The organism is Streptomyces sp. CAU 1734, assembly GCF_039888735.1.
Lineage (GTDB): Bacteria > Actinomycetota > Actinomycetes > Streptomycetales > Streptomycetaceae > Streptomyces.
Genome location: NZ_JBDQQP010000008.1, coordinates 60,573 through 84,218 on the forward strand (window position 1 = coordinate 60,573; position 23,646 = coordinate 84,218).

General features: G+C 71.8%; 17 protein-coding genes. 13 read left to right on the forward strand and 4 right to left on the reverse strand.

Going from position 1 to position 23,646, the window contains the following annotated elements; all coding sequences use genetic code 11:
• The first annotated feature begins 23 nt into the window (after positions 1-23).
• Positions 24-1,994: an ATP-dependent DNA helicase gene (locus AAFN69_RS16900; RefSeq protein WP_347729340.1), complete on the forward strand. Its 1,971-nt coding sequence runs from the start codon at positions 24-26 to the stop codon at positions 1,992-1,994.
• 417 nt (positions 1,995-2,411) lie between these two features.
• Here AAFN69_RS16900 and lexA read toward each other — a convergent pair whose 3' ends face one another.
• Entirely contained in the window at positions 2,412-3,206 is a 795-nt protein-coding gene (gene lexA / locus AAFN69_RS16905) for a transcriptional repressor LexA (protein ID WP_347729341.1), read from the reverse strand.
• A gap of 679 nt (positions 3,207-3,885) precedes the next feature.
• Between lexA and nrdR the strand changes: the two genes are divergently transcribed.
• Both nrdR and AAFN69_RS16915 read left to right on the forward strand, forming a co-directional pair.
• Positions 3,886-4,398: a transcriptional regulator NrdR gene (gene nrdR, locus AAFN69_RS16910; protein ID WP_347729342.1), complete on the forward strand. Its 513-nt coding sequence runs from the start codon at positions 3,886-3,888 to the stop codon at positions 4,396-4,398.
• A gap of 172 nt (positions 4,399-4,570) precedes the next feature.
• A complete protein-coding gene (locus AAFN69_RS16915) occupies positions 4,571-7,459 on the forward strand; it encodes a vitamin B12-dependent ribonucleotide reductase (RefSeq protein ID WP_347729343.1) in 2,889 nt (962 codons plus the stop codon).
• Between the two features lie 75 nt (positions 7,460-7,534).
• Here the strand turns inward: AAFN69_RS16915 and AAFN69_RS16920 are convergent, their stop codons facing one another.
• Complete coding sequence (locus AAFN69_RS16920; protein ID WP_347729344.1) at positions 7,535-8,074, reverse strand: TerD family protein; 540 nt, start codon at positions 8,072-8,074, stop codon at positions 7,535-7,537.
• A gap of 207 nt (positions 8,075-8,281) precedes the next feature.
• Here AAFN69_RS16920 and AAFN69_RS16925 point away from each other — a divergent pair, with 207 nt between their 5' ends.
• The 6 genes from AAFN69_RS16925 to AAFN69_RS16950 all read left to right on the forward strand — a co-directional run bounded on the left by AAFN69_RS16925 (position 8,282) and on the right by AAFN69_RS16950 (position 14,410).
• Positions 8,282-8,887 (forward strand): YdbC family protein, encoded by a 606-nt coding sequence (locus AAFN69_RS16925; protein WP_347729345.1) that lies wholly within the window; start codon positions 8,282-8,284, stop codon positions 8,885-8,887.
• A 164-nt stretch (positions 8,888-9,051) separates the two neighbouring features.
• Positions 9,052-9,711, forward strand: coding sequence for a histidine phosphatase family protein (locus AAFN69_RS16930; RefSeq protein ID WP_347729347.1), 660 nt, complete (start codon positions 9,052-9,054; stop codon positions 9,709-9,711).
• 13 nt (positions 9,712-9,724) lie between these two features.
• Positions 9,725-10,636 (forward strand): ADP-ribosylglycohydrolase family protein, encoded by a 912-nt coding sequence (locus tag AAFN69_RS16935; protein ID WP_347729348.1) that lies wholly within the window; start codon positions 9,725-9,727, stop codon positions 10,634-10,636.
• A 242-nt stretch (positions 10,637-10,878) separates the two neighbouring features.
• Positions 10,879-12,639, forward strand: a complete 1,761-nt coding sequence (locus AAFN69_RS16940) for a DUF4153 domain-containing protein (RefSeq protein WP_347729349.1) — start codon at positions 10,879-10,881, stop codon at positions 12,637-12,639.
• Positions 12,640-13,009: 370 nt separating this feature from the next.
• On the forward strand, positions 13,010-13,711 hold the full coding sequence (locus AAFN69_RS16945) for a ribonuclease HII (RefSeq protein WP_347729350.1): 702 nt from the start codon (positions 13,010-13,012) through the stop codon (positions 13,709-13,711).
• Positions 13,712-13,792: 81 nt separating this feature from the next.
• A complete protein-coding gene (locus tag AAFN69_RS16950) occupies positions 13,793-14,410 on the forward strand; it encodes a hypothetical protein (protein WP_347729351.1) in 618 nt (205 codons plus the stop codon).
• Between the two features lie 231 nt (positions 14,411-14,641).
• Here AAFN69_RS16950 and AAFN69_RS16955 read toward each other — a convergent pair whose 3' ends face one another.
• Positions 14,642-15,271: a hypothetical protein gene (locus AAFN69_RS16955; RefSeq protein ID WP_347729352.1), complete on the reverse strand. Its 630-nt coding sequence runs from the start codon at positions 15,269-15,271 to the stop codon at positions 14,642-14,644.
• A 229-nt stretch (positions 15,272-15,500) separates the two neighbouring features.
• Positions 15,501-17,690 (reverse strand): RecQ family ATP-dependent DNA helicase, encoded by a 2,190-nt coding sequence (locus AAFN69_RS16960; RefSeq protein ID WP_347729353.1) that lies wholly within the window; start codon positions 17,688-17,690, stop codon positions 15,501-15,503.
• Between the two features lie 113 nt (positions 17,691-17,803).
• Between AAFN69_RS16960 and AAFN69_RS16965 the strand changes: the two genes are divergently transcribed.
• The 4 genes from AAFN69_RS16965 (at position 17,804) to AAFN69_RS16980 (ending at position 23,563) form a co-directional block, all read left to right on the forward strand.
• On the forward strand, positions 17,804-19,213 hold the full coding sequence (locus AAFN69_RS16965; protein WP_347729354.1) for a DUF4192 family protein: 1,410 nt from the start codon (positions 17,804-17,806) through the stop codon (positions 19,211-19,213).
• Between the two features lie 186 nt (positions 19,214-19,399).
• A complete protein-coding gene (locus AAFN69_RS16970; protein ID WP_347729355.1) occupies positions 19,400-20,164 on the forward strand; it encodes an NUDIX domain-containing protein in 765 nt (254 codons plus the stop codon).
• 150 nt (positions 20,165-20,314) lie between these two features.
• Positions 20,315-22,516: an ATP-binding cassette domain-containing protein gene (locus tag AAFN69_RS16975; protein WP_347729356.1), complete on the forward strand. Its 2,202-nt coding sequence runs from the start codon at positions 20,315-20,317 to the stop codon at positions 22,514-22,516.
• A gap of 159 nt (positions 22,517-22,675) precedes the next feature.
• Positions 22,676-23,563, forward strand: coding sequence for an FCD domain-containing protein (locus AAFN69_RS16980; protein ID WP_347729357.1), 888 nt, complete (start codon positions 22,676-22,678; stop codon positions 23,561-23,563).
• Positions 23,564-23,646: the final 83 nt, after the last annotated feature.

Here is a 23,646-nt window from a genome sequence, read left to right on the forward strand (position 1 = left end):
TCGGGCCTTAGGGTGGTCGGCCTATGACGAAGCCATCCCTCCCCGAGCTCCTCCATGCCGCCGTCTCCGCCGTCGGAGGTGTGGAAAGACCTGGTCAGATCGCCATGGCGGAGGCCGTGGCGCAGGCGGTGGACGACGGTTCCCATCTGCTGGTCCAGGCGGGCACCGGCACCGGGAAGTCGCTGGGCTATCTGGTCCCGTCGGTGGCTCACGGGGAGCGGGTGATCATCGCCACCGCGACGCTCGCCCTCCAGCGCCAGCTGGTCGAGCGCGATCTGCCGCGTACGGTCGACGCGCTCCATCCGCTGCTGCGCCGCCGTCCCGAGTTCGCGATGCTCAAGGGGCGGTCGAATTACCTCTGTCTGCACCGGCTGCACGAGGGGGTGCCGCAGGAGGAGGAAGACGGCCTCTTCGACCCGTTCGAGTCGGCCACCCCGACGAGCAAGCTCGGCAAGGACCTGCTGCGGCTGCGGGACTGGGCCGACGAGACCGAGACGGGCGACCGCGACGCCCTGACGCCGGGTGTCTCGGACCGCGCCTGGTCCCAGGTCTCCGTGACCTCCCGGGAGTGCCTGGGGGCGTCGAAGTGCGCGTACGGCGCGGAATGCTTCGCCGAGATGGCCCGGGAGCGGGCGAAGCTCTCGGATGTGGTCGTCACCAACCACGCGCTGCTCGCCATCGACGCCATCGAGGGCGCCCCCGTGCTGCCGCCGCATGAGGTCCTGGTCATCGACGAGGCGCATGAGCTGGTCTCCAGGGTCACCGGAGCGGCCACCGGCGAGCTCACCCCCGGCCAGGTCAACCGTGCCGTCCGCAGGGCGGCCAAGCTCGTCAATGAGAAGGCCGCGGATTCGCTGCAGACCGCCGCCGAGACATTCGAGCGGCTGATGGAGCTGGCCCTGCCGGGCCGGCTGGTGGAGATCCCCGAGGATCTGGGCTATGCCCTGCTCTCCCTGCGGGACGCCTCGCGCACCGTGATCTCCGCACTGGGCGCCACCCGTGACAAGTCCGTCCAGGACGAGGACGCCGTGCGCAAGCAGGCCCTGGCCTCGGTGGAGTCCATCCACGGAGTGGCGGAGCGGATCACCCAGGGCTCCGAGTACGACGTCGTCTGGTACGAGCGCCACGACCGCTTCGGCGCCTCGCTCAGGGTGGCGCCGATGAATGTCTCGGGGCTGCTGCGGGAGAAGCTCTTCACCGACCGGTCGGTGGTGCTGACCTCGGCCACCCTCAAGCTCGGCGGCGATTTCAACGGCGTGGGCGCCTCGCTGGGCCTCTCGCCGGAGGGGACCGAGAGGGAGGATGTTCCGCAGTGGAAGGGACTCGACGTCGGTTCGCCCTTCGACTATCCGAAGCAGGGCATTCTCTATGTCGCCCGGCATCTGGCGACCCCGGGGCGTGAGGGATCACGGGGCGACATGATGGACGAGCTCGCCGAGCTGGTGGAGGCCGCGGGCGGGCGCACGCTGGGGCTCTTCTCCTCGATGAGGGCCGCGCAGGCGGCGGCGGAGGAGCTGCGCGGCAGGCTCGACAAGCCGATTCTGCTCCAGGGCGAGGAGACCCTCGGCGAGCTGATCAAGAACTTCGCGGCTGATCCCGAGACCTGCCTCTTCGGCACGCTCTCGCTCTGGCAGGGGGTGGACGTCCCCGGCCCGAGCTGCCAGCTGGTGGTGATGGACCGTATTCCGTTCCCGCGCCCGGACGATCCGCTGATGAGCGCCCGGCAGAAGGCGGTGGAGGACGCGGGCGGCAATGGATTCATGGCGGTCGCGGCGACCCATGCGGCCCTTCTGATGGCTCAGGGCGCGGGCCGTCTGGTCCGGGCCACCGGGGACCGGGGTGTGGTCGCCGTGCTGGACCCGCGTTTGGCCAATGCGCGGTACGGCAGTTTCCTCCGGGCGTCACTGCCTGATTTCTGGTACACGACGGACCGTAACCAGGTGCGGCGGTCCCTGGCCGCTATTGACGCGACCGCGAAGGCGGACGGGGCGTAATCCGCGGCGGTGTGCCGCCGCAATCCTTTGGGGCGGCACACACTTTGGTGTGGCCAACAAACGACGGCGCCATTACCGGGACCGGCAGATGGCGCCGGTGATGCGGGTATTGCGCGGCGGTGCGGGATTGGCCGGTGGCCGTATGGCCGGGGCACACAATTTGTGCGGGGCGCGGGGGTGCGCGGTGTGGCATTTCGCGGATGCCGATGCGCCCCCGCAATGGTGTGCGGGGGCGCATCGGCCTGGCGCGTGTGCGAGAGGGAAGGGCGAACCGAACCGGGTCACAACCCCCGGGGGAGTTCCGGGGCGGCGAATCGCGGCTTGGCGGGCCGGGAGCTTCGCCGGCTCTGTGGCTGTGTACGGGGCCCCGGGACCGGCGCAGTGGGTCCCGGGGCCCCGGTCGGGGGCGGCGGGTGGTCAGACCCGCCGCAGGACCGCGACGACCTTGCCGAGGATGGTGGCGTCGTCTCCGGGGATCGGCTGGTAGGCGGCATTGTGGGGGAGGAGCCACACATGCCCGTTCTCCCGCTTGAAGCGCTTGACGGTGGCTTCGCCGTCGAGCATCGCGGCGACGATGTCGCCGTTCTCCGCGACGGGCTGGCGGCGCACGGTCACCCAGTCCCCGTCGCAGATGGCCGCTTCGATCATCGAATCGCCGACGACCTTGAGGACGAACAGCTCGCCGTCGCCGACGAGCTGCCGGGGGAGCGGGAAGACGTCCTCGACGGATTCCTCGGCCAGGATGGGGCCGCCGGCCGCGATGCGCCCGACCAGTGGAACGTAGGAGGCGGCCGGCTTCCCGGTGGTGTCGGTGGGCTGGGTGCTCGGCTGATCGGAGCCGCGCACCTCATACGCCCGGGGCCGGTGCGGGTCGCGCCGCAGAAAGCCCTTCCGCTCCAGCGCCATGAGCTGGTGGGCGACGGAGGAGGTGCTGGAGAGCCCCACGGCCTGGCCGATCTCGCGCATCGACGGCGGATATCCGCGACGCTGCACGGAGTCACGGATCACCTCGATGACGCGCCGCTGCCGATCCGTGAGTCCGGAACTGTCCGCCCTGATACCCGGAGGTCGGCCGGGCATCGATCGAGCGGCCCGGGAAGGCTCTGCCCCATCGGGGGGCGTGGCTGCGTCGTTCATGGCATGCACCGGCTCGAATCGGTTATGGGAGCGGTCCTGGGCAGTGATGGTGGCACTGTCTGCGGTGGTGGTCACGTCGGCCCCTCTCGAATGGTCTCCCTAGCTGGACAACGGTAGTTGGTTTCGAAAGGTTGCGCCAAACACACGTTCGAGTGAAAAATTAAGGATTGCCTTACGTGCGTCTGCGTTTGGGTGTATGTCCAAGCGGTCGCTTCACCGGGGGCTCCGATAGCGGCGCCCCCGAGGCAATTCACGTCCATTACGGTAAGGCTTCTCGGCCGTCGCGGCGCGGGCGGGTGCGCCCAGTCTCGCATTCGCCGCCCCGGAATCCGGGGAACCGGACCGCAATGCCGGATGCCGTGCCTTTCCCGTACTCTCATGGCGGCGCCTCCGCCCCGGCATCCCGGGGCACCGGCCGAGGGCGGTGATGTCACCCGCCGCGGCGCGGCGACCGCGCACCGTGCGAGCCGCGCCCGCCGCCGGGACGGGCGGGGCGATGCGGGGCGGCGCCGGTTCCGTACCGCCGTGTCACGGCCCGTACGCCCTCCGCGAGCGGCGGCCCTCCGAACGACACGCGGTTGGGGTGGAAACCGCGGTCAAACCCCAGATCTAGTGGTTGGATTGTGGCTGCTGCCCAGAACTAGTGGTCCCTGTGCTCCGGGGGTGCGGCCATCGCCTATGCTGGGGGCTGCTTCGAGAGGCTCCACGGCCGGTCGGGGCAATTCGGTCATGTCATCAGAAAGGGTTGGGATCCATGCACTGCCCCTTCTGCAGGCACCCGGACAGCCGAGTGGTCGACAGTCGCACCACCGACGACGGCACGTCGATCCGGCGCCGTCGGCAGTGCCCCGACTGCTCGCGCAGGTTCACGACGGTGGAAACCGCGTCGCTCATGGTGATCAAGCGCAGCGGCGTGACCGAGCCCTTCAGCCGCACCAAGGTCATCTCCGGCGTGCGCAAGGCATGCCAGGGGCGGCCGGTCACGGAGGACGCGCTCGCCCAGCTCGGCCAGCGGGTCGAGGAAGCGGTGCGCGCGACCGGAAGCGCCGAGCTCACCACGCACGACGTGGGTCTGGCCATACTCGGCCCCCTGCAGGAACTCGACCTCGTCGCCTACCTGCGCTTCGCGTCCGTGTACCGGGCGTTCAATTCACTTGAGGACTTCGAGGCGGCCATCGCGGAGCTCCGCGACCACCGGCTGCCCGCGGGGAAGAGCGGAACGCCGGAGGCCCCAGCGGTCCGCGTCCCCGCCCCCGCCGCCGACTGAGCGACGCCGCGCGGAGCGGTTCGCGCCCGCGGGCCCGGACGACCGGTCCCGCGGCGGGGCGGCGACAAGATCTGCCATGGGTGCCGTGTGCGCCCATGTCATCAGAACAGAGACTGTGCCCTGGGAAGATCTCGGCACTTCAGGGCGTTTTTGCCCGTATATGGGAGGCGGCATGACAGAGACGACGAGCGGCCCGGCACGAGGGTCCCGCACCAAGGGGATCAAGACGGCCAAGGGTCTGCGCATCGACCGCATCCACACCACCCCCGGCGTGCATCCGTACGACGAGGTGGTCTGGGAGCGCCGTGACGTCGTCATGACCAATTGGCGCGACGGCTCGGTCAACTTCGAGCAGCGTGGCGTCGAGTTCCCCGACTTCTGGTCGGTGAACGCGGTCAACATCGTCACCAGCAAGTACTTCCGCGGGGCTGTCGGCACTCCCCAGCGCGAGACCGGTCTGCGGCAGCTGATCGACCGGATCGTGAAGACGTACCGGAAGGCCGGCGAGGACCACAAGTACTTCGCCTCCCCCGCCGACGCCGAGATCTTCGAGCACGAGCTGGCGTACGCCCTGCTCCACCAGATCTTCAGCTTCAACTCCCCGGTCTGGTTCAACGTCGGCACGCCCCAGCCGCAGCAGGTCTCCGCCTGCTTCATCCTGGCCGTCGACGACTCCATGGAGTCGATCCTCGACTGGTACAAGGAAGAGGGCATGATCTTCAAGGGCGGCTCCGGAGCTGGCCTGAACCTCTCCCGGATCCGTTCCTCCAAGGAGCTCCTCTCCTCCGGTGGCAATGCCTCCGGCCCGGTCTCCTTCATGCGCGGAGCCGACGCCTCCGCCGGAACGATCAAGTCCGGCGGCGCCACCCGCCGTGCGGCCAAGATGGTCATCCTCGATGTCGACCACCCGGACATCGAGAGCTTCATCGAGACCAAGGTGAAGGAAGAGGAGAAGATCCGCGCCCTGCGCGACGCGGGCTTCGACATGGACCTGGGCGGCGACGACATCACGTCCGTCCAGTACCAGAACGCCAACAACTCGGTCCGGGTGAACGACGAGTTCATGAAGGCCGTCGAGTCCGGTTCCTCCTTCGGCCTCCGGGCCCGTATGACCGGCGAGGTCATCGAGGAGGTCGACGCCAAGTCGCTCTTCCGCAAGATGGCGGAGGCCGCCTGGGCCTGTGCCGACCCGGGTATCCAGTACGACGACACCATCAACCACTGGCACACCTGTCCCGAGTCCGGCCGGATCAACGGCTCGAACCCGTGCAGCGAGTACATGCACCTGGACAACACGTCCTGCAACCTCGCCTCGCTCAACCTGATGAAGTTCCTCAAGGACGACGGCGAGGGCAACCAGTCCTTCGACGTCGAGCGCTTCGCCAAGGTCGTCGAGCTGGTCATCACCGCGATGGACATCTCCATCTGCTTCGCCGACTTCCCGACCGAGAAGATCGGCGAGAACACCCGCGCCTTCCGGCAGCTGGGCATCGGCTACGCCAACCTCGGCGCGCTGCTGATGGCCACGGGCCACGCCTACGACAGCGACGGCGGACGTGCCCTCGCGGGTGCCATCACCTCCCTGATGACGGGAACCTCCTACAAGCGCTCGGCCGAGCTGGCCGCCGTGGTGGGGCCCTACGACGGCTACGCCCGCAACGCCGCTCCGCACAACCGCGTCATGCGGCAGCACGCCGACGCCAACGCCACGGCCGTCCGGGTGGACGACCTGGACAGCACGGTCTGGGCGGCGGCCACCGAAGCCTGGCAGGACGTGATCCGCCTCGGCGAGCGGAACGGATTCCGCAACGCCCAGGCGTCCGTCATCGCCCCGACCGGCACCATCGGTCTGGCGATGTCCTGCGACACCACCGGCCTTGAGCCCGACCTCGCCCTGGTCAAGTTCAAGAAGCTGGTCGGCGGCGGCTCGATGCAGATCGTCAACGGCACGGTGCCGCAGGCGCTGCGCCGCCTCGGCTACCAGCCCGAGCAGATCGACGCGATCGTCGCCCACATCGCCGACAACGGCAATGTGATCGGCGCGCCGGCCCTGAAGACCGAGCACTACGAGGTCTTCGACTGCGCCATGGGCGAGCGGTCCATCTCCGCGATGGGTCACGTCCGGATGATGGCCGCGATCCAGCCCTGGATCTCCGGCGCCCTCTCCAAGACGGTGAACATGCCGGAGTCGGCGACCGTCGAAGAGGTCGAGGAGATCTACTTCAAGGCGTGGAAGATGGGCGTCAAGGCGCTCGCGATCTACCGCGACAACTGCAAGGTCGGCCAGCCGCTCTCCGCCAAGACCAAGGAAGCGGAGAAGACGGAGATCACCGAGAAGGCCGAGGACACGATCCGTGCCGCGGTCGAGAAGGTCGTCGAGTACCGTCCGGTCCGCAAGCGCCTCCCGAAGGGCCGCCCCGGCATCACCACCTCCTTCACCGTGGGTGGAGCCGAGGGGTACATGACGGCCAACTCCTACCCGGACGACGGTCTCGGTGAGGTCTTCCTGAAGATGTCCAAGCAGGGGTCCACCCTGGCGGGCATGATGGACGCCTTCTCGATCGCCGTCTCGGTCGGCCTCCAGTACGGCGTGCCCCTGGAGACCTATGTCTCGAAGTTCACCAATATGCGGTTCGAGCCGGCCGGAATGACCGACGACCCGGACGTCCGCATGGCGCAGTCGATCGTCGACTACATCTTCCGCCGCCTGGCGCTGGACTTCCTGCCCTTCGAGACCCGCTCCGCGCTCGGAATCCACTCGGCCGACGAGCGTCAGCGTCACCTGGAGACCGGTTCGTACGAGCCCTCCGACGAAGAGCTCGCGCTCGATGTCGCGGGCCTGGCCCAGTCGGCGCCGCTCCGCCAGGAGCCGGCCCCGGTCGCCGCCCCCCAGGCGGCGGTCCCCGCGCCGCAGCAGGCCCACACCTCCGCCGAACTGGTGGAGATGCAGCTGGGCATCAGCGCGGACGCGCCGCTCTGCTTCTCCTGCGGTACCAAGATGCAGCGGGCGGGCTCCTGCTACATCTGTGAGGGCTGCGGCTCGACCAGCGGTTGCAGCTGATCCCTCACGCCGGCCCGGCGTGACGGGGTGACTCGGGTGGTGGTGCCGGTGGCCGGCGCCACCACCCCGGTCTTTTCACTGGCCGTGCTCTCCCCGGCCGCCCATCAGCGGAACGAACTCCTGCGGATCGGCGTCGAAGCCGCGCAGCACCTCCCGGTAGCTCCAGATTCCGCCCTCGTCACGGACGAACTCCGCGACGACCGCCGCCGTGGACCCCGCCACTGCCGAGAAATCGGTCTTCCACAGCTCGGTGTGCCCCTCATTCACCTTGGCGTGTGTGTTCGCGACATCACCGAATACGCATCGGCCGTCACGCTGCTGTACGACCACGCCCACCACGACCCGGCCGTACACCGGTGCCAGCCGCTCGAACTCCAGGGACATGACCTCGTCGAAGCCGAAACCCTGCCCTGTCCTGCTCTCCCGGGCGAGAGTGATGGTGCCGTCGGGCGAACGGCTGTCGAAGTGCACGACATACGCCGGCTGTCCGTGCGGGTCGTCCCCTCGGTAGGTCGCCGCGACTATGTCCAGGTCATGCGGGTCGGCACCCATCGGGCTCGGATCCCACCGGAGGCTCACCTCCGCCTTGCGGACGCCCTTGCTCAGGCTGCTCACCCAATACCCCTTCCCCGTAACCGCCAGTTCTGCTCCGTTCATTGACCGTATCGGCTCCGCACCGGTCACGGCGAGGAGTTGGCTGCTGTACGCCGCATCCGGCATCGCGTATTCCGGTAAGGGCGCTCCGACGGCACCGCGCTGCGCCCGGAGAGCACCTTTCGCGGACAGTGACCGCGGCCACGCTCCGGGCCGTACGATGGCGCGGTGCTGGTCAAGTGGATTCGCTGCACCGTGGTGGACCGTCGTGGGTTCGAGCGGGGACAGCGGAAATGGGCGGGGCTGCCGGGCGAGCCGGGATTCCGGGGGCAGGGCGGCGGGTGGAGCAAGGGACGGCCGAATGTCGCTCATGTGTTCGCCTTCTGGGAGAGCCGTGCCTTCTACGACTCCTTCATGGCGCGCTCGCACGATCGCCTGGCGGCCGGCCAGTCCGGCACCTACCGGGATCTTCAGGCGAAGCTGTTCGACTACCGATTCGATGTGAAGACCGGGTTCGAGCCGCGGTTCACCGGTGTTGACGTGGTGCGGATCGCGCATTGCAAGGTCCACGCGGACCGGGTGGAGCACTACGCCCTGATGCAGGAGAAGGTGTGGAATCCGGCGATGGCCGGTTCACCGGGGATGGTGCGCGGCCTCTTCGGCGAGGCGCCGGAGAACGAGTTCCTGGTCATGTCGATGTGGCGGTCCGAGGCCGAGCACGGAAAGTACCGGCGGGAGCGCGTGGAGCGACTGCTGCTGCGGACCCAGACGGAGGCGGACATCGCGTCCCTCGCCGGGGACGTGGTGCAGCTCGAACCCTCCTGGACGGTCTGACCCGGGACCCGGGGTCCTGAGTCCGGCGGTCTCGAATCCGGCGGTCGCGGATCGTGCGGGCCCGGACCGGAGCGGTGCGGATTCCGTCCGGAGGACCCCTGCCGGTGCCGGCCCGCCCCGGCCCGACCGCCCGTCCGCGGCCGGACCGATCTAGTGTCGGAGACATGGCACGACCACGACGCATCGTCCTCGTCCGGCACGGCGAGTCGGAGGGGAACATCGACGACACCGTGTACGAGCGCGAGCCCGATCACGCACTGCGGCTGACCGCCAGGGGAGAGGCCCAGGCCAGAGCCGCCGGTGTGCGGCTGCGGGAGCTCTTCGGACCGGAGCGGGTCAGTGTCTATGTCTCGCCCTACCGGCGCACCCATGAAACCTTCCGGGCCTTCGACCTCGACCCGGGCCGGGTGCGCATACGGGAGGAGCCGCGCCTGCGTGAGCAGGACTGGGGAAACTGGCAGGACCGGGACGACGTGCGGTTGCAGAAGGCGTATCGGGACGCGTACGGGCACTTCTTCTACCGGTTCGCCCAGGGAGAGTCCGGGGCGGATGTCTACGACCGGGTCGGGGCCTTCCTGGAGAGTCTGTACCGGAGCTTCGAGGCCCCCGACCATCCGCCGAACGTCCTGCTGGTGACCCACGGGCTGACGATGCGGCTCTTCTGCATGCGCTGGTTCCACTGGACCGTCGCCGACTTCGAGTCGCTGTCCAATCCCGGCAACGGCGAGATCCGGGTCCTGGAGCTCCGCGAGGACGGCCGCTACAGCCTTGACCGGCCCTTCGAGCGCTGGCGGACCCCGGAACCGTACGGGGCCACCGGCTAGAGTTGGCAGGAAGATGACCGCTGACTTCTCTCTGCACCAGCGCTTTGAAAGCGCCCTGAACAGCCTGCGCGGACTCGCCGTGGGAGACGCCCTGGGCTCCCAGTTCTTCGTACCCGCCAACTATCCGCTGCTGAAGCGCCGTGAACTGCCGTCCGGTGGCTGGCAGTGGACCGACGACACCGAGATGGCGTGCTCGGTGCTCGCCGTCCTCGCCGGCCACGGCCGGGTGGACCAGGACGCACTGGCCCGCTCCTTCGCCGACCACCACGACTTCGACCGCGGGTACGGCCCCGCCGTGAACCGTATGCTCCGGCTCATCCGAGAGGGCGGCGACTGGCGAGAACTCGCCGCGGGCCTGTTCAACGGCCAGGGCTCGTGGGGTAATGGTTCGGCGATGCGCATCGCCCCGCTGGGCGCGTGGTACGCGGACGACCCGGAGCAGGCCACCCACCAGGCCGAGATCTCCTCGTACACCACCCATCAGCACCGCGAGGCGGTCGTCGGCGCGATGGCCGTGGCCGCCGCCGCGTCGATCGCCGCCGATCCGGCCGGGCCGCCCAGCCCGCGCGTCCTGCTGGAGGGTGTGATCGCGCTGGTACCGCGCAGTGCGGTCGGGGCCGGTCTGCGTCGCGCGCTGGACATGCTCGATTACGACGATCCCGCCACCGTCGCCGCAGTCCTCGGCAGCGGACGGCGGACGAGTGCCCATGACACGGTGCCGTTCGCGCTGTGGTCGGCGGCCCGTTCGCTCGGCGACTTCGAGCGGGCGTTCTGGACCACCGCTCAGGTGGGCGGTGATGTGGACACCACCTGCGCGATCGTGGGCGGTGTGGTCGCCGGCTCCGGGAGTGCGGGCCGGCCTCCGGCCGCCTGGCTGGACCGTACGGAGGAACTGCCGGACTGGCTTCCCCGCACCGCGCGCTGACCCGCCGGGCGAGCCGGTGCCCGGCGGCCGGGATCGGGGTGCGCCCATCCCCGGCTGCCGAGTGTCACGGTCTTGATCCAGCCAATGGCCGTCCGCTGTAGGGCTGATGGCGCGCGGTTAGCCTGTCCGTCACGCGCGCCGGACCGGTCGGCACTCCGCTCCGGCGCCGGTGCGAGCAGTCGAGGATGCCGGGTCGCGGGGGCCTGCCGCCGTGCGGGACGACCCGGTCGGGAGGGGGACCCATGTCCGGAAACCAGCCGGCGGAGACCGGCCCGGAGGACACCACGCCGGAAAGCGCCACACCGGCGGCCACCCGGGGAGAGGCGACCGGGCCGGGAGCAGTCCCGGGGGAGGCATCCGCGCCGGAAGCCGTCGAGGGGAGATCTCCCGCGCCGGGGCCCGCCCCGGCCAAGGCGGCCGGGCCGGGACCCGTGCGCTCCCGTGCCGCCGCCGAGGGATCGACGGCGGGGCGATGGCGCAAGGGCGAACAGGAACCCTGGGCGATGCGCGTACGCCCCCGTCCTCCCGCCGCCGTACGGCCGGCCACGCTGTGGTCGGCTCTGGCGACCGGTCTGCTGAGCGCGGCACTGCTCGGCGACGGCGCCGGGCCGAATCTGCTCATCGTGGCCGTGAGTGCCGCCCTCGCCGCGTCCTTCGCCGCCCGGACGGCCGGCCGTCTGCCGCGTCCCTGGACCTGGGTGTGGGCCGCCGGCGGGCTCGTCCTGCTGGTCGTGCCCGCGCTGCGGGACTCGAACTGGCCCTCCTCGCTCGCCGTCGTCGCGGCGTTCGGCGCCGGGGCGCTGGCGCTGCACGGCGGCCGTACCTGGCCCGGGCTTCTCCTCGGCCCGCTGGGAATCCCGGCCGCGGTCGTCCCCGCCATCGGCTGGGCCCGGCAGGGTGTGGCCGAACGCGTGGGCCGGTCGCGCGGACGCTGGGGCCCGGTGCTGCGGACCACCGGCATCGCCGCCGGCCTGCTGCTGGTCTTCGGCGCGCTCTTCGCGAGTGCCGACGCGGCCTTCGCGGATCTGCTCGGCGGGCTCATACCGGATGTCCCGGTGGCGGACGGGCCCTGGCGCTTCCTTCTCTTCCTGCTGGGCCTGACCGGCGCGCTCGCCGCGGCCAGGGCCGCCGCCGCGCCGCTCCGCTGGGACCGGCTCGCCTTCCGCGCCGGGAAGGCCCGCCCCCGCTGGGAATGGGCGCTGCCGCTCATCGTCCTCGATCTGCTGGTCGCCGCCTTCATCGCCGTCCAGCTGGCGGTTCTCTTCGGCGGGTACGACAAGGTGCTGGAGGAGACCGGGCTGACGTACGCGCAGTACGCACGCCAGGGCTTCTGGCAGCTGCTCTGGGCGACCCTGCTCACCCTGGTCGTGATCGCGCTCGCGCTGCGCTGGGCCCCGCGCTCCGGCCCCCGGGACCGCGCCCTGGTGCGCGGAGTGCTCGGCACCCTCTGCCTGCTCACCCTGGTGGTGGTGGCCTCCGCCCTGCGGAGGATGGATCTCTATGTCGACGCGTACGGGCTGACCCGGCTGCGGGTGTCGGTCGCGGCCATGGAGCTATGGCTGGGCCTCGTGATCGTACTGATCATGGCGGCCGGGGTGTTCGGGGCGGCCTGGCTGCCCCGGGCCGTCGGCGCCAGTGCCGTCGCCGCGGTGCTGGCCTTCGGGCTGATGTCCCCGGACGGCGTGGTCGCCGAGCGGAACGTGGCACGGTACGAGCGGACCGGCAAGATCGATGTCGACTACTTCCCGGCCCTCTCGGCTGACGCCGTACCCGCACTCGACGGGCTGCCGGAACCCCTGCGCTCCTGTGCGCTGGAGCGGTTGGCCCGGAACCTCGAAGCGGACAGGGGGAAACCCTGGTACGCCACCAGCTGGTCGGAGCACCGGGCGCGGCGGATCATCGCCGAGCGCCCGGTCGACGCCACGGGCTCGCAGTGCGGTGAGTACGGGCGGATGCGCGGGGAGGGGGACGAGTACGACGGGGGCGCCACCCCCGGGCGGTAGCCCGCAGTCGAATGGTTTGCCGGAGCAATGATCGGGCCGGGTGGCCTCTGCGGCTTCCGGGGCGGTATCGCGGTGTGGTGGGCCCTCGCACTCTCATCGCCTCTCTCCACCTGCTCTCCGTGTGCCGGCCGGAGTCCGCGAAGTGGTCGGCCACCGCTGTCCCGAGGTCATGGGCGGGCCCTTCATGTGTGTGCGTGAGCGAACGACTGCGTGTCCCGAGCGGGAACTCTCCGTCATGCCGGCCGGGGGTCCGGCCGCTCCGCCCGGACCGTGCCGCGGTGCCCGGACGGGAACACCCGGACGTGAGACGAACTGAGACCGGAATCCGGTTGTCATCCCGGGGGGCGAGCGGCGTAACCTTGCTGGCGCCATGCCGTACGAACCACCCACACACACAGTCGAGCGCTCGATCCGGGCCACCACCGGCGCCAAGGTCATTGCCGGTGTCGACGAGGTCGGACGCGGGGCCTGGGCCGGTCCCGTCACGGTGTGCGCCGCGATCACCGGTCTGCGCAGACCCCCCGCCGGACTCACCGACTCCAAGCTGATCAGCCCCAGACGCCGTACCGAGCTCTCCGCCGAACTGGAGAAATGGGTCACGGCCCATGCGCTCGGCCACGCCTCGCCCGAGGAGATCGACCTGCTCGGGATGACCGCAGCACTGCGGCTCGCCGCCGGCCGGGCGCTGGAAGCCCTGCCGGTGCGGCCCGATGCCGTCATCCTCGACGGCAAGCACGACTACCTCGGCGCCCCCTGGCAGGTCCGGACGGTCATCAAGGGCGACCAGTCCTGTATCGCGGTCGCCGCGGCATCGGTGCTCGCCAAGGTCCACCGCGACGCGATGATGGCCGAACTCCCCGGGCAGTACGCGGACTTCGCCTTCGGCTCCAACGCCGGGTACCCCTCACCCGTGCACAAGGCGGCCCTCGAGGAATGCGGCCCCACCCCGTACCACCGGCTCTCCTGGGCCTACCTCGACGCAATGCCCCGGTGGCGCCACCTCAAGAAGGTCCGCGTCCCCGCCGGAGCCGCGGAACGGGAGAGCGGGGGTCAGCTCGGTTTCGATTTCTGAACCACCCCGTCCACCGGGCGGCGGCACTCAGGTGCCCACCCACCGATGCCGTTCGAACCGGCATTTGATAGACATCCACCCATGCCTCTCCCTCCCGAGGAGCCTCAGATTCACGAGAGCGCCCAGGGTCCCCGCGCCACTCCGGCCACCAGCCGTACCGCGCCGACCCCTCGTCCCGTACCCGGTCCGCGTTCCATGACCTCCCCGCGCCCCGGAAGCCCCGGGCCCGGTGCCGTCAAGCCCGCCCCGCCGGCGCAGCGCACGAATCCCGCCACCGGACAGCCGCCGGTCTCCCCGGCGCCGCGACCCGCCGAGCCGCAGGTCCAGCTCATTCCCGCCTCCGCCGAGGGCGCGCTCGACGCCGCCGAGGAGACGGTGGACCTGCTCCTCGACTCGGGCCGGGCACCCGGTGACGTCCTGGTGCTCACCACGGGGGAACAGCACCCGTGGGCCGCACACGAGCTGTCCTTCGGCGAAGCCGCCTACTGGTCCCAGCAGGACGCGGGCGACGATGTCTTCTACGCCGACGCCTCGGCGGCCGAGCGGGCCGCCGCCCGTCCGGTGGTCGTGGTGGCGCTCAACGGCGGTGCCGACACCGACGCCCGGGCGCTCCCCGCGGCCAGGGCGAAGGCCGGCGCGCTGCTGATCGTCTGCGGTGATCCCCAGCGGGTCGGCGCGGTTCTCGGCGCGAGCGTCTGAGCCACTGGCCCGGGCCCATCCGTACGGCACGGGCCGCCGCCCGGCCGGATGCTTCACCGGCTGCCCGTCGCGCGGGCAGCCGGACGGGCACGGTGATTGCCTCGCGCTGCCGCTCCGCCTCCTGCCGCAGGGCCGCCGGTCAGGACTCGGCACCCGGCTCACCGGCACGGGGCATGCCCGACCGGCGACGCGGCAGGGCGGGAGTTCCCGGGCCTGCCCGGCCCGGGAACATCAGCGAGCGGCCGTACGGCGGAGGGCCTCCGGCGCCCCGCTGGCCGTACGCAGCTCCAGCGGCTCGACGGTGGCCGAGATCTCGGCCAGATCGCTCGGTTCGGAGGTGGAGCTCGGTCTGCGACCGCCCCGGCCCTCACCGAGCACCTGCCACCCCCCGCGGGTCAGCGTGATGTACGCACCGCACCGCAGGCCGTGCAGGGTGCAGGCGTCCCGGAGGCCCCACATCCAGGCGCCGTCCTCCTCCGTCCACCGCTCGTCGCCCTCGCGGCAGTAGAGCAGAACGGCGGTGCGCACCGGAGTCCGGCGGCGCAGGTCGTGCGGGATCACCCGGCGCAGATGGGAGAGGAGCGCATTGCGGAACTCCCAGCCGTCGGCGGGCACGGAACGGCGGACGAATGAGGCACTCGCCGCGAGGCGTTCCTCGGGGTCGAGCACCGCGACGACCGCCGTCGTCGGTATCGGCCGGTGGCGGGCGTGGAGCCCGCTCACCACCTCACGGGGATTGCGCAGCAGCGGGATGCCCGCCGCCGCCCACTCGGCGGGTTCCAGCATCCTGGCGAGGCGGCTGGCGGAATTGGCGGAGTTACTGATCGAGGTGGCTGCGGACGAAGCGAATCCGAAGGTCACAGTCCTCCCTTCGCATACGCGCCCACAGTGCGGGCAGGGTCGGGTGAGGGCGCGCCGAGACACAGCCGTTGCGAACCGCGAACAGGCCGTGCGGGGAGCATTCCAATTCTTGCTGTCCCGCCGTCATGCGGCAACGAGCAATTTGGCACACCGGCGGGAATCAGTGGGTATGACGTACTTATCCCGTCCTATCGGAGGTCTCGCGGAGCCCTTCAGCGCTCCTCACGGCTCACCCCTGAACCGCGAGGACCAGCGGGAACACTCCTTTCGCTCCGGACCTGCGCAGCAGCCGGGCCGCAACGGCGAGAGTCCAGCCACTGTCCGAAAGGTCGTCAACCAGCAGTACGGGTCCTTCGGCCGCGGCCAGCGCCGCCGCGAGCTCGGCCGGAACCGAGAACGCCTCGTGCAGTGCCCGCACCCGCTGAGCGCTGTTGGTGCGTGACGCGCGGAGCCCCTCGGCCTCGGGGGTGTACTCCACCGATCCCAGCAGCGGCATCCGGCCGACCTCGGCGATTCCGGCCCCGAGCGACTCCACCAGACGGGGCCTGGCGCGGGACGCGACGGTGACGACACCCACGGGCCGGGCGGGCGCGCCGGGCGCACCGGACGCCCAGCCGCCGGGCCCCCTCGCCCAGTCGGTGAGCACGGTCACCACCGCGCCGGCCACATCGTCGGGCACGGGGGCGTCGGGGGACTGCGGTCCCAGCATCGGCCGCAGCCGGTTGCCCCAGCCGATGTCGGAGAGCCTGCCGAGCGCCCTGCCCGCGAACGCCTGCTCGCCCTCGGGGATCCGGCCCTTCAGGCCGACACCCACCGCCGCCAGACCGGTCGGCCACATCTTGCGCGGCTCGACCTCCACGCCCGGCCTGCTCAGCTCCCCGCGCGCGGCGTCCAGCGCCGAATCGGAGACCTTCCCGCTGAACCGGCTTCCCGCGCAGTTGTCACAGCGCCCGCAGGGCACCGCCTCCGGGTCGTCCAGCTGCCGCCGCAGAAACTCCATCCGGCAGCCCGTCGACCGGGCGTACTCCCGCATGGCCTGCTGTTCCGCCTCCCGCTGCCGGGCGACACGGGCATAGCGCTCGGAGTCGTACACCCAGGGGGTGCCGGTGCTGGTCCAGCCGCCCTTCACACGGTGTACGGCGCCGTCCACGTCGAGCACCTTGAGCATGGTCTCCAGCCGGGTGCGGCGCAGCTCGACGAGGGGCTCAAGGGCGGGCAGCGACAGCGGCCGGTCCGCGTGCGCCAGCACGTCCAGGGTGCGCCGCACCAGCTCCTCCGGCGGGAAGGCCACCGAGGCGAAGTACTGCCAGATCGCCTCGTCCTCCCGGCCCGGCAGCAGCAGCACCTCGGCATGGTCCACACCGCGGCCCGCCCGGCCCACCTGCTGGTAATAGGCGATCGGCGAGGAGGGGGAGCCGAGGTGGATCACGAAGCCCAGATCGGGCTTGTCGAAACCCATTCCGAGCGCTGACGTGGCCACCAGCGCCTTGACCCGGTTGGCGAGCAGATCCTCCTCGGCCTGCTGTCGGTCGGCGTTCTCCGTGCGACCGGTGTAGGAGGCCACGGTGTGCCCGCACTGCCGCAGATGCGCGGTGACCTCCTCGGCCGCTGCGACGGTCAGCGTGTAGATGATTCCCGAGCCCGGCAGCTCCCCGAGGTGATCGGCGAGCCAGGCGAGCCGGGTCGCGGCGTCGGGGAGCGAGAGGACCCCGAGCGAAAGGCTCTCCCGGTCGAGCGGCCCGCGCAGGACCAGGGCGTCCGAACCGGCGCCGGTGCCGAGCTGGTCCGCCACATCGGCGGTCACCCGGGCATTGGCCGTGGCGGTGGTCGCCAGCACCGGCACCCGCGCGGGCAGCTCCGCCAGCATGGTGCGCAGCCGGCGGTAGTCCGGGCGGAAGTCATGGCCCCAGTCGGAGATGCAGTGCGCCTCGTCCACCACGAGCAGACCGGTGGCGGCTGCCAGCCGCGGCAGCACCTGATCGCGGAAATCCGGATTGTTCAGCCGCTCCGGACTGACCAGCAGGACATCCACCTCGCCCGAGGTGATCTCCTGCTGGACCGTCTCCCACTCCTCGGGGTTGGAGGAGTTGATCGTGCGTGCGCGGATGCCCGCCCGGGCGGCGGCCTCCACCTGGTTGCGCATGAGAGCCAGCAGGGGAGAGACGATCACGGTCGGTCCGCTGCCGCGCCGGCGGAGCAGCGAGGTGGCGACGAAATACACCGCCGACTTGCCCCAGCCGGTCCGCTGCACGACCAGCGCCCGGCGTTTGTCGGCGACGAGCGCCTCGATCGCCCGCCACTGGTCCTCGCGCAGCCGTGCGGTACCGGTGTCGTCCGAGACGAGACGGGTGAGCACGGCATCGGCTTCCGCTCTGAGGCCGGCGCGGTCGGCGGGATCGGTGTGCTCTGCGTTGGTCATACCCCCATGCAACCCGATGGGACCGACAACACGCGAAACGAGCGCCTCAGCCTGTGGATAACGTTATCCACAGGGGTCGACGGGTCCGCTGTGCTCAGGAGACCGTCGATGCCATGAACAAGCACCAGGAATCCATGGGCCATGCCGATGAACCGCAGATCACCCTGCGGGGCCCCGCCGAACTCGCCGACGCGCTTCCGTACATGCTCGGGTACCACCCGACCGATTCCGTCGTCATGGTCGCCCTGCACGGCAGCCGGGGCCGCTTCGGCGGGCGCGCCCGGCTCGGTATCCCGGCCTCGGAGCGGGAATGGCCGCCCGTCGCCCGTCAGCTCGCCGAATCACTGATCGAGGGGAGCGAGCGCCGGGGTGCCCGGCCCGACGGCATCGTCGTCTTCCTCTGCCAGGACCCCGCCCGGGGCGAGAGCGGAAACCAGGTGATGGAGCGGCTCCGCCCGCTGGCGCAGCGGCTGCGGACCGCCTGCGGAGAGCTCGACGTGCCCGTTTACGAGGCGCTGTGCATCTCGGACGGACGCTACTGGTCCTACTGCTGTCCCGATGAGCGCTGCTGTCCGCCGGAGGGCAGTGCCATGGCCGTCCCCGGCACCTCGGTGATGGCCGCCGCCGCGGCTTATGCCGGAATCCGGGTCCGCGGATCACTCCGCGAGCTGGAGGCGAGGCTGGAGCCGTCCGTCCTGGTCTCCGTCAAGGACCAGGAGACGGCGCTGGACAAGGCATGCGCGCGCCTGGTGCCGAGGCTGCTGAGCAGCGTGGACCGCGCCGGCATCGGGGAGGAGACCATCGCGCTCTCCCGGTCCCTCATCGAGCGCCTCGCCGGCGCCGAGCGCACCCCGGAGACCTGGGACGTCGACGGAGCCGACGATCTGCTCATCACCGACGACGAGGCGGCCGCCGTCATTCTGGGAATGCAGGACCGGGAGACCCGGGACCGGGCCGCCGCCTGGATGGAGGGGCCGGACACCAGGCCTGCCCTGCGGCTCTGGCGGGCGCTGGCGCGCCGCTGTGTCGGTGCCTACTCCGAACACGCGGCCGCGCCGCTCACCCTCGCCGCCTGGGTCGCCTGGTCCACCGGCGACGAGACGGGCGCGCGGGTCGCCCTCGGGCTGGCGCTGCGGAAGGACCCGGAGTACGTGTTCGCCCGGCTGCTGCACGAGGCGTGCAATGAGGGGCTCGACCCGGAGGAGCTGCGTGCGTGCTTCCGGCGGGAGCGGGGCCCGGGGGAGGCCGGACGGGAGATCCCGGAGACGGTGCCGGAGATTCCGGAGGGGTTGGACATGCCCGGCGCCCCGGAGGCCGGCGACCGGCCGGCCGCGCCGCACGATCACCGGGGAGCGGCCGGTCCGGCGCGGGTCCGCAGGACGCGCCCGCCCGGTGCGGCGAGGACACCCCGGCCGCCGGCCGGGAAGCCGGTGCGGCCCGCCGGGAGCGGTCCGGTGAAGGCCGTCCGCAACCGCCGCCGGGCCGAGAGCCGGTCACAGGAGGAGGGGGAAGCGCGCCGGTGAGCCGCCTCCGTCCCGGTCGCGCCGCGTCTCCCGGGGCCCTGGGCGCACGAGGGCGGCCGGGCTCCGGGGGCGGTACGGCCGGAGGGGACCGGCCCCTCGCGACAGCCGCGGCGGGCCGCGCGAAAACCCCGGGCCGGGGGAGGGGAAAGGAGTGTTTATCGTCAGGCAGACGACTATGATCACGGCATGTCTCCCTACGACCCGTCGGCCTTTCCCCCCTTCGCTGTCACCGTCGACCTGGTCGTGCTCACCGTGCGGCGCCACGCGCTCTGTGCGCTGGTCGTACGCCGCGGGGAGCCGCCCTTCCAGGGCCGGTGGGCGCTGCCCGGCGGCTTTGTACGGGGGGACGAGGACCTGGCGGCGGCGGCCGGCCGTGAGCTGGCGGAGGAGACCGGGCTCACCGCGCACGACCCGGCCTCCCAGGCATCCGGCAACGGCGCCCATCTGGAGCAGCTCGCCACCTATGGAGACCCCGGGCGGGACCCCCGAATGAGGGTGGTCAGCGTCGCCCATCTGGTGCTCGCCCCCGATCTGCCCGCCCCCCGGGCGGGTGGTGACGCCAACAGCGCACGGTGGGCGTCCGTCGACGATCTGCTCGGTCAGGAGGGCGGGTTCGGGCGGGACGAGGAGCACTCGGGCCCCCTGGCGTTCGATCACGCGCGGATCCTGGCGGACGGTGTGGAGCGCGCCCGGTCCAAGATCGAGTACTCCTCCCTGGCCACCGCCTTCTGCCCGCCGGAATTCACCGTCGGCGAGCTGCGGCGGGTGTACGAGGCGGTGTGGGGCGTGGCGCTCGACCCGAGGAATTTCCACCGGAAGGTGACCGGCACCCCCGGCTTCCTGGTTCCCTCGGGCGGGACGACCACCCGTCAGGGCGGCCGGCCCGCACAGCTCTTCCGGGCCGGCGGGGCCACGGTGCTCAACCCGCCGATGCTGCGGCCCGACGTCTGACGGGTCCGTCGCGGCCCGGGTGGGCCGGATCGGGGTGGTTGGCGGCGGGCGGCAGCGCGGTGCACGGAAATGGGCTGAAGGTCGCGTTATCTTCCGCGATATTCCTTCTGTTGCCGAGCCGCCCCCCTACGCCGTTCCCCGAGAGAAACGATGCTCCAGGCCATCGGACTGACCAGCACGCACCGGCGAGCCGGCCCGCCCGCCGTCGACGACCTGAGCTTCGACGCCCCGCCCGGCCGGGTCACCGTGCTGCTCGGCCCGGCCGGTTCCGGGAAGACGACCGCGCTGCGCCTGATCCTGGGAATCGAATCGGGCCGGGGGATCACCCGCTTCCGGGGAAACCTCCTGGACCGAGTCGCCAACCCCGCACGCGAGGTGGGCGCGCTCCTCGGAGACGTACCCGGCCATCCCGCGCGGACGGCCCGGGGGCAGCTCCGGATGCTCTGCGCCGCCGCCGGAGTGCCGTCGGCCCGCGCGGACGAAGCGCTGGCGGCGGTCGGCCTCACGGCACTCGGATCTCACCGGCTCGGCACCCTTCCCCTCGGCGCGGACCGCAGGCTCGGCCTGGCCGCCGCGCTGCTGGCCGACCCCCGGACGCTCGTTCTCGACGAGCCGCTGACCGGCCTCTCCCCGGGCGAGCGGGGCTGGTGGTACGCCGCGCTGCGCGACCAGGCGGCCCGGAGCCGGGCGGTGCTGTGCACCGGTGAGGACCCCAAGGAGGCCGTCCGTCTCGCGGACCGGGTCGTCACCATCGACAGCGGGCGGCTCGTCGCGGACCAGGACGCCGGGGATTTCGCCCGCACCAGGCTGCGCCCCAGGGTGGCCGTGAGCACCCCGCACGCCGCCCGGCTCGCCGCCCTGCTCCAGCGGGAGGCGCGGGCCGCACACCGCTCCGTAGAGGCCGTGGCGGAGCACGGCAGCCTGCTCTCCGTGTACGGCAGCAGCTGTGCGGAGGTCGGCGAGACGGCCTTCCGGCACGGTGTGCTCGTACACCGGCTCGCGGAGGAGAGCGGGGACGGCGCCGCAGCCCGGCCGGGGGCCTTCGCGGCCGGGCGGCCCCCGGAGCGCGGGGAGGCCGGCCGGGGCCGCGCCGTCCGGCAATCCGAGGGCCCGTCCGTGAGCCGGCCCGTTCCCGTGACCCCGATCGCGAGCCCGGCCGCCGGCCCGGGTTCGCTGCCTTCCCCGGTGCCGGACCCGGACCCGGCTCCGGACTCGGCCTCGCGCCCGAATGCGGACTCGGACCCGCCCTCGGGCCCGAACCCGGAGCCCGTGTCGTCAGCCTCCCCGGTACCGGGACCGGCGGCCCCCGGCACGGAGCCGCAGACACTCCCGGACTCGAACCCCCACCCCCACCCCGAGCCCGGTGGTGCCGGCGGGCGCGCCTCATCGGCGGTCGCCCCCGCCCCCCCTCCCGCCCCCTCCCGTACCGCAGCCCTCGCGGGCGTCTCCGGTCTCCGAAGGCCCACCGCTCCCGAGAGCCCCGCCAACCCGGAGAGTCCCATCACCCCCAAGAGGTCCACCGCCTCCGGGGCGACACCCTCCCGCCGCGCCGCAGCACCCCGCCCCCGGCCGGGCCGGGCCGCCGGCCCCGTACGGCCGGTGCGGTACGAGCTGCACCGGCTGTTCGGGGTGCGCACCCCCGCCGTCGTCCTGGCCGTCACCGCGCTCGCGTCCGTCGTGATCTGTCTGCTGATGGCGCGTTCCCGGGCCACCCCCGTGCCCGTCGCGCTCGCCGCCTGGCCGGAGTATCTGCCGCTGCCGCCCGCCGCCCTCGGCGCCGGGCTCATCGGGGCGCTCTCCTTCGGCGACGAGTACCGCTATCCGGCGCTCGCCGCCGCCCGCGGTGCCGTTCCCCGCAGGCTCGGCCTGCTCCTCGCCAAGCTCGTGGTGACCGCCGCCGTCGTCGTGCCGGCCGCCCTGGCCGTCGTGGCGGCCGACGCCCTCGCGCTCCATCTCGTCTACGGCACCGGAGCCGACGCGCTGCCCCGGAACCCGGCCAGCCCGCTCGCCGGCTGGTGCGCCCTCACGGCCGGCTGCGCCTGGGCCGGACTGCTGGCCGCCGGGGTCTTCCGGGTCACGTCCGCCGGGGTCGCCGCGGTCCTCGCCGTACCGGTGGTCGTCGCACCGCTCCTCCAGCAGGCGCTGGTCGTGCCCTCGGCGCGTTCGATCGCCGGATTCCCCGGCAGACTCCGGGAAATCGGCTGGGTGTGGCTGCCGAGGGCGGCCGACGGAGCGCCGGCGGCGGTGCTGCGGCTGTCAGCACAACCGGTCGGCCTGGCACTGATGTTGTCGCTGACTGTTCTGATCTGCGTGTATTTGTTCACCGGCCTTCGCCGTGAGACCCCTTGGTGATCATGATCGATCGAGGTGTGGCGATCTGTCGGCAACTCCCTTGAGTGCGCCCGTTTCTCTCCCTTAAAGCGTCAATTGTGGGGGAAGCGGCGATCACCCTTTCGTGTGCTTTTCAGCAAAGACCTCAAGGGCCGTCGAAGGCGGGCCGACAAAGGATGCGTGAGTACCCTTGCGCACACCATGATGACCGCCGCCCGCCCCGCCGATTCCGGCCTCGCCGGCCCGGGCGAACTCGACCGATACCCGTACGCGGAGTCGCCCGGCCCCGACCGCGTCTCCCCGCCCGCCTGGGACAGCTCCGAAACCGAGCTGGGCCGGGTCGGCCGCCGCACGGCGGGCAGCCGCGGCCGAGGTCTGCACGGCCAACTCGTCCAGCAGCTCGGCCAGATGATCGTCTCCGGCGATCTGGGCGCCGACCGCCCGCTCGTCCCCGAGGAGATCGGCCAGCGATTCGAGGTCTCCCGCACCGTCGTGCGCGAATCCCTCCGCGTCCTGGAGGCCAAGGGCCTGGTCAGCGCCCGCCCCAATGTCGGCACCCGGGTCCGTCCGGTCAGTGACTGGAATCTGCTCGACCCCGACATCATCGAGTGGCGCGCCTTCGGTCCGCAGCGCGACGACCAGCGCCGCGAGCTGTTCGAGCTGCGCTGGACCATCGAGCCCCTCGCCGCCCGCCTCGCCGCCGGGCACAGCCGGGAGGACATCCAGCAGCGTGTCGCCGACATGGTCGAGATCATGGGGCACGCCCTCGCGCAGAACGACGGGATCACCTTCTCCCGCGCCGACACGGAGTTCCACGCGCTGCTCATCCAGCTCGCGGGCAACCGCATGCTCGAACACCTCTCGGGGATCGTCTCCGCCGCGCTCCAGGTCTCCGGCGGGCCCGTCACCGGCTGTGACCGCCCCAATGAGGTCTCCCTCGCGCACCACGCCCGGATCGCCGACGCCCTCGCGGCGGGCGACGCGCATGCCGCCGAATCCGCCATGCGCCAGCTGCTCACCGTGCACCCGGAGGTGGAGCGCGTCGTGCCCGCGCCGCGCGAGCACTGACCGGCACGGCCGCGCGGCCGGGAGTGCCGAGGCGTGCGCACCGAGTGCCGCCGGACTCCATGGGGGTCCGGCGGCACGGTTAT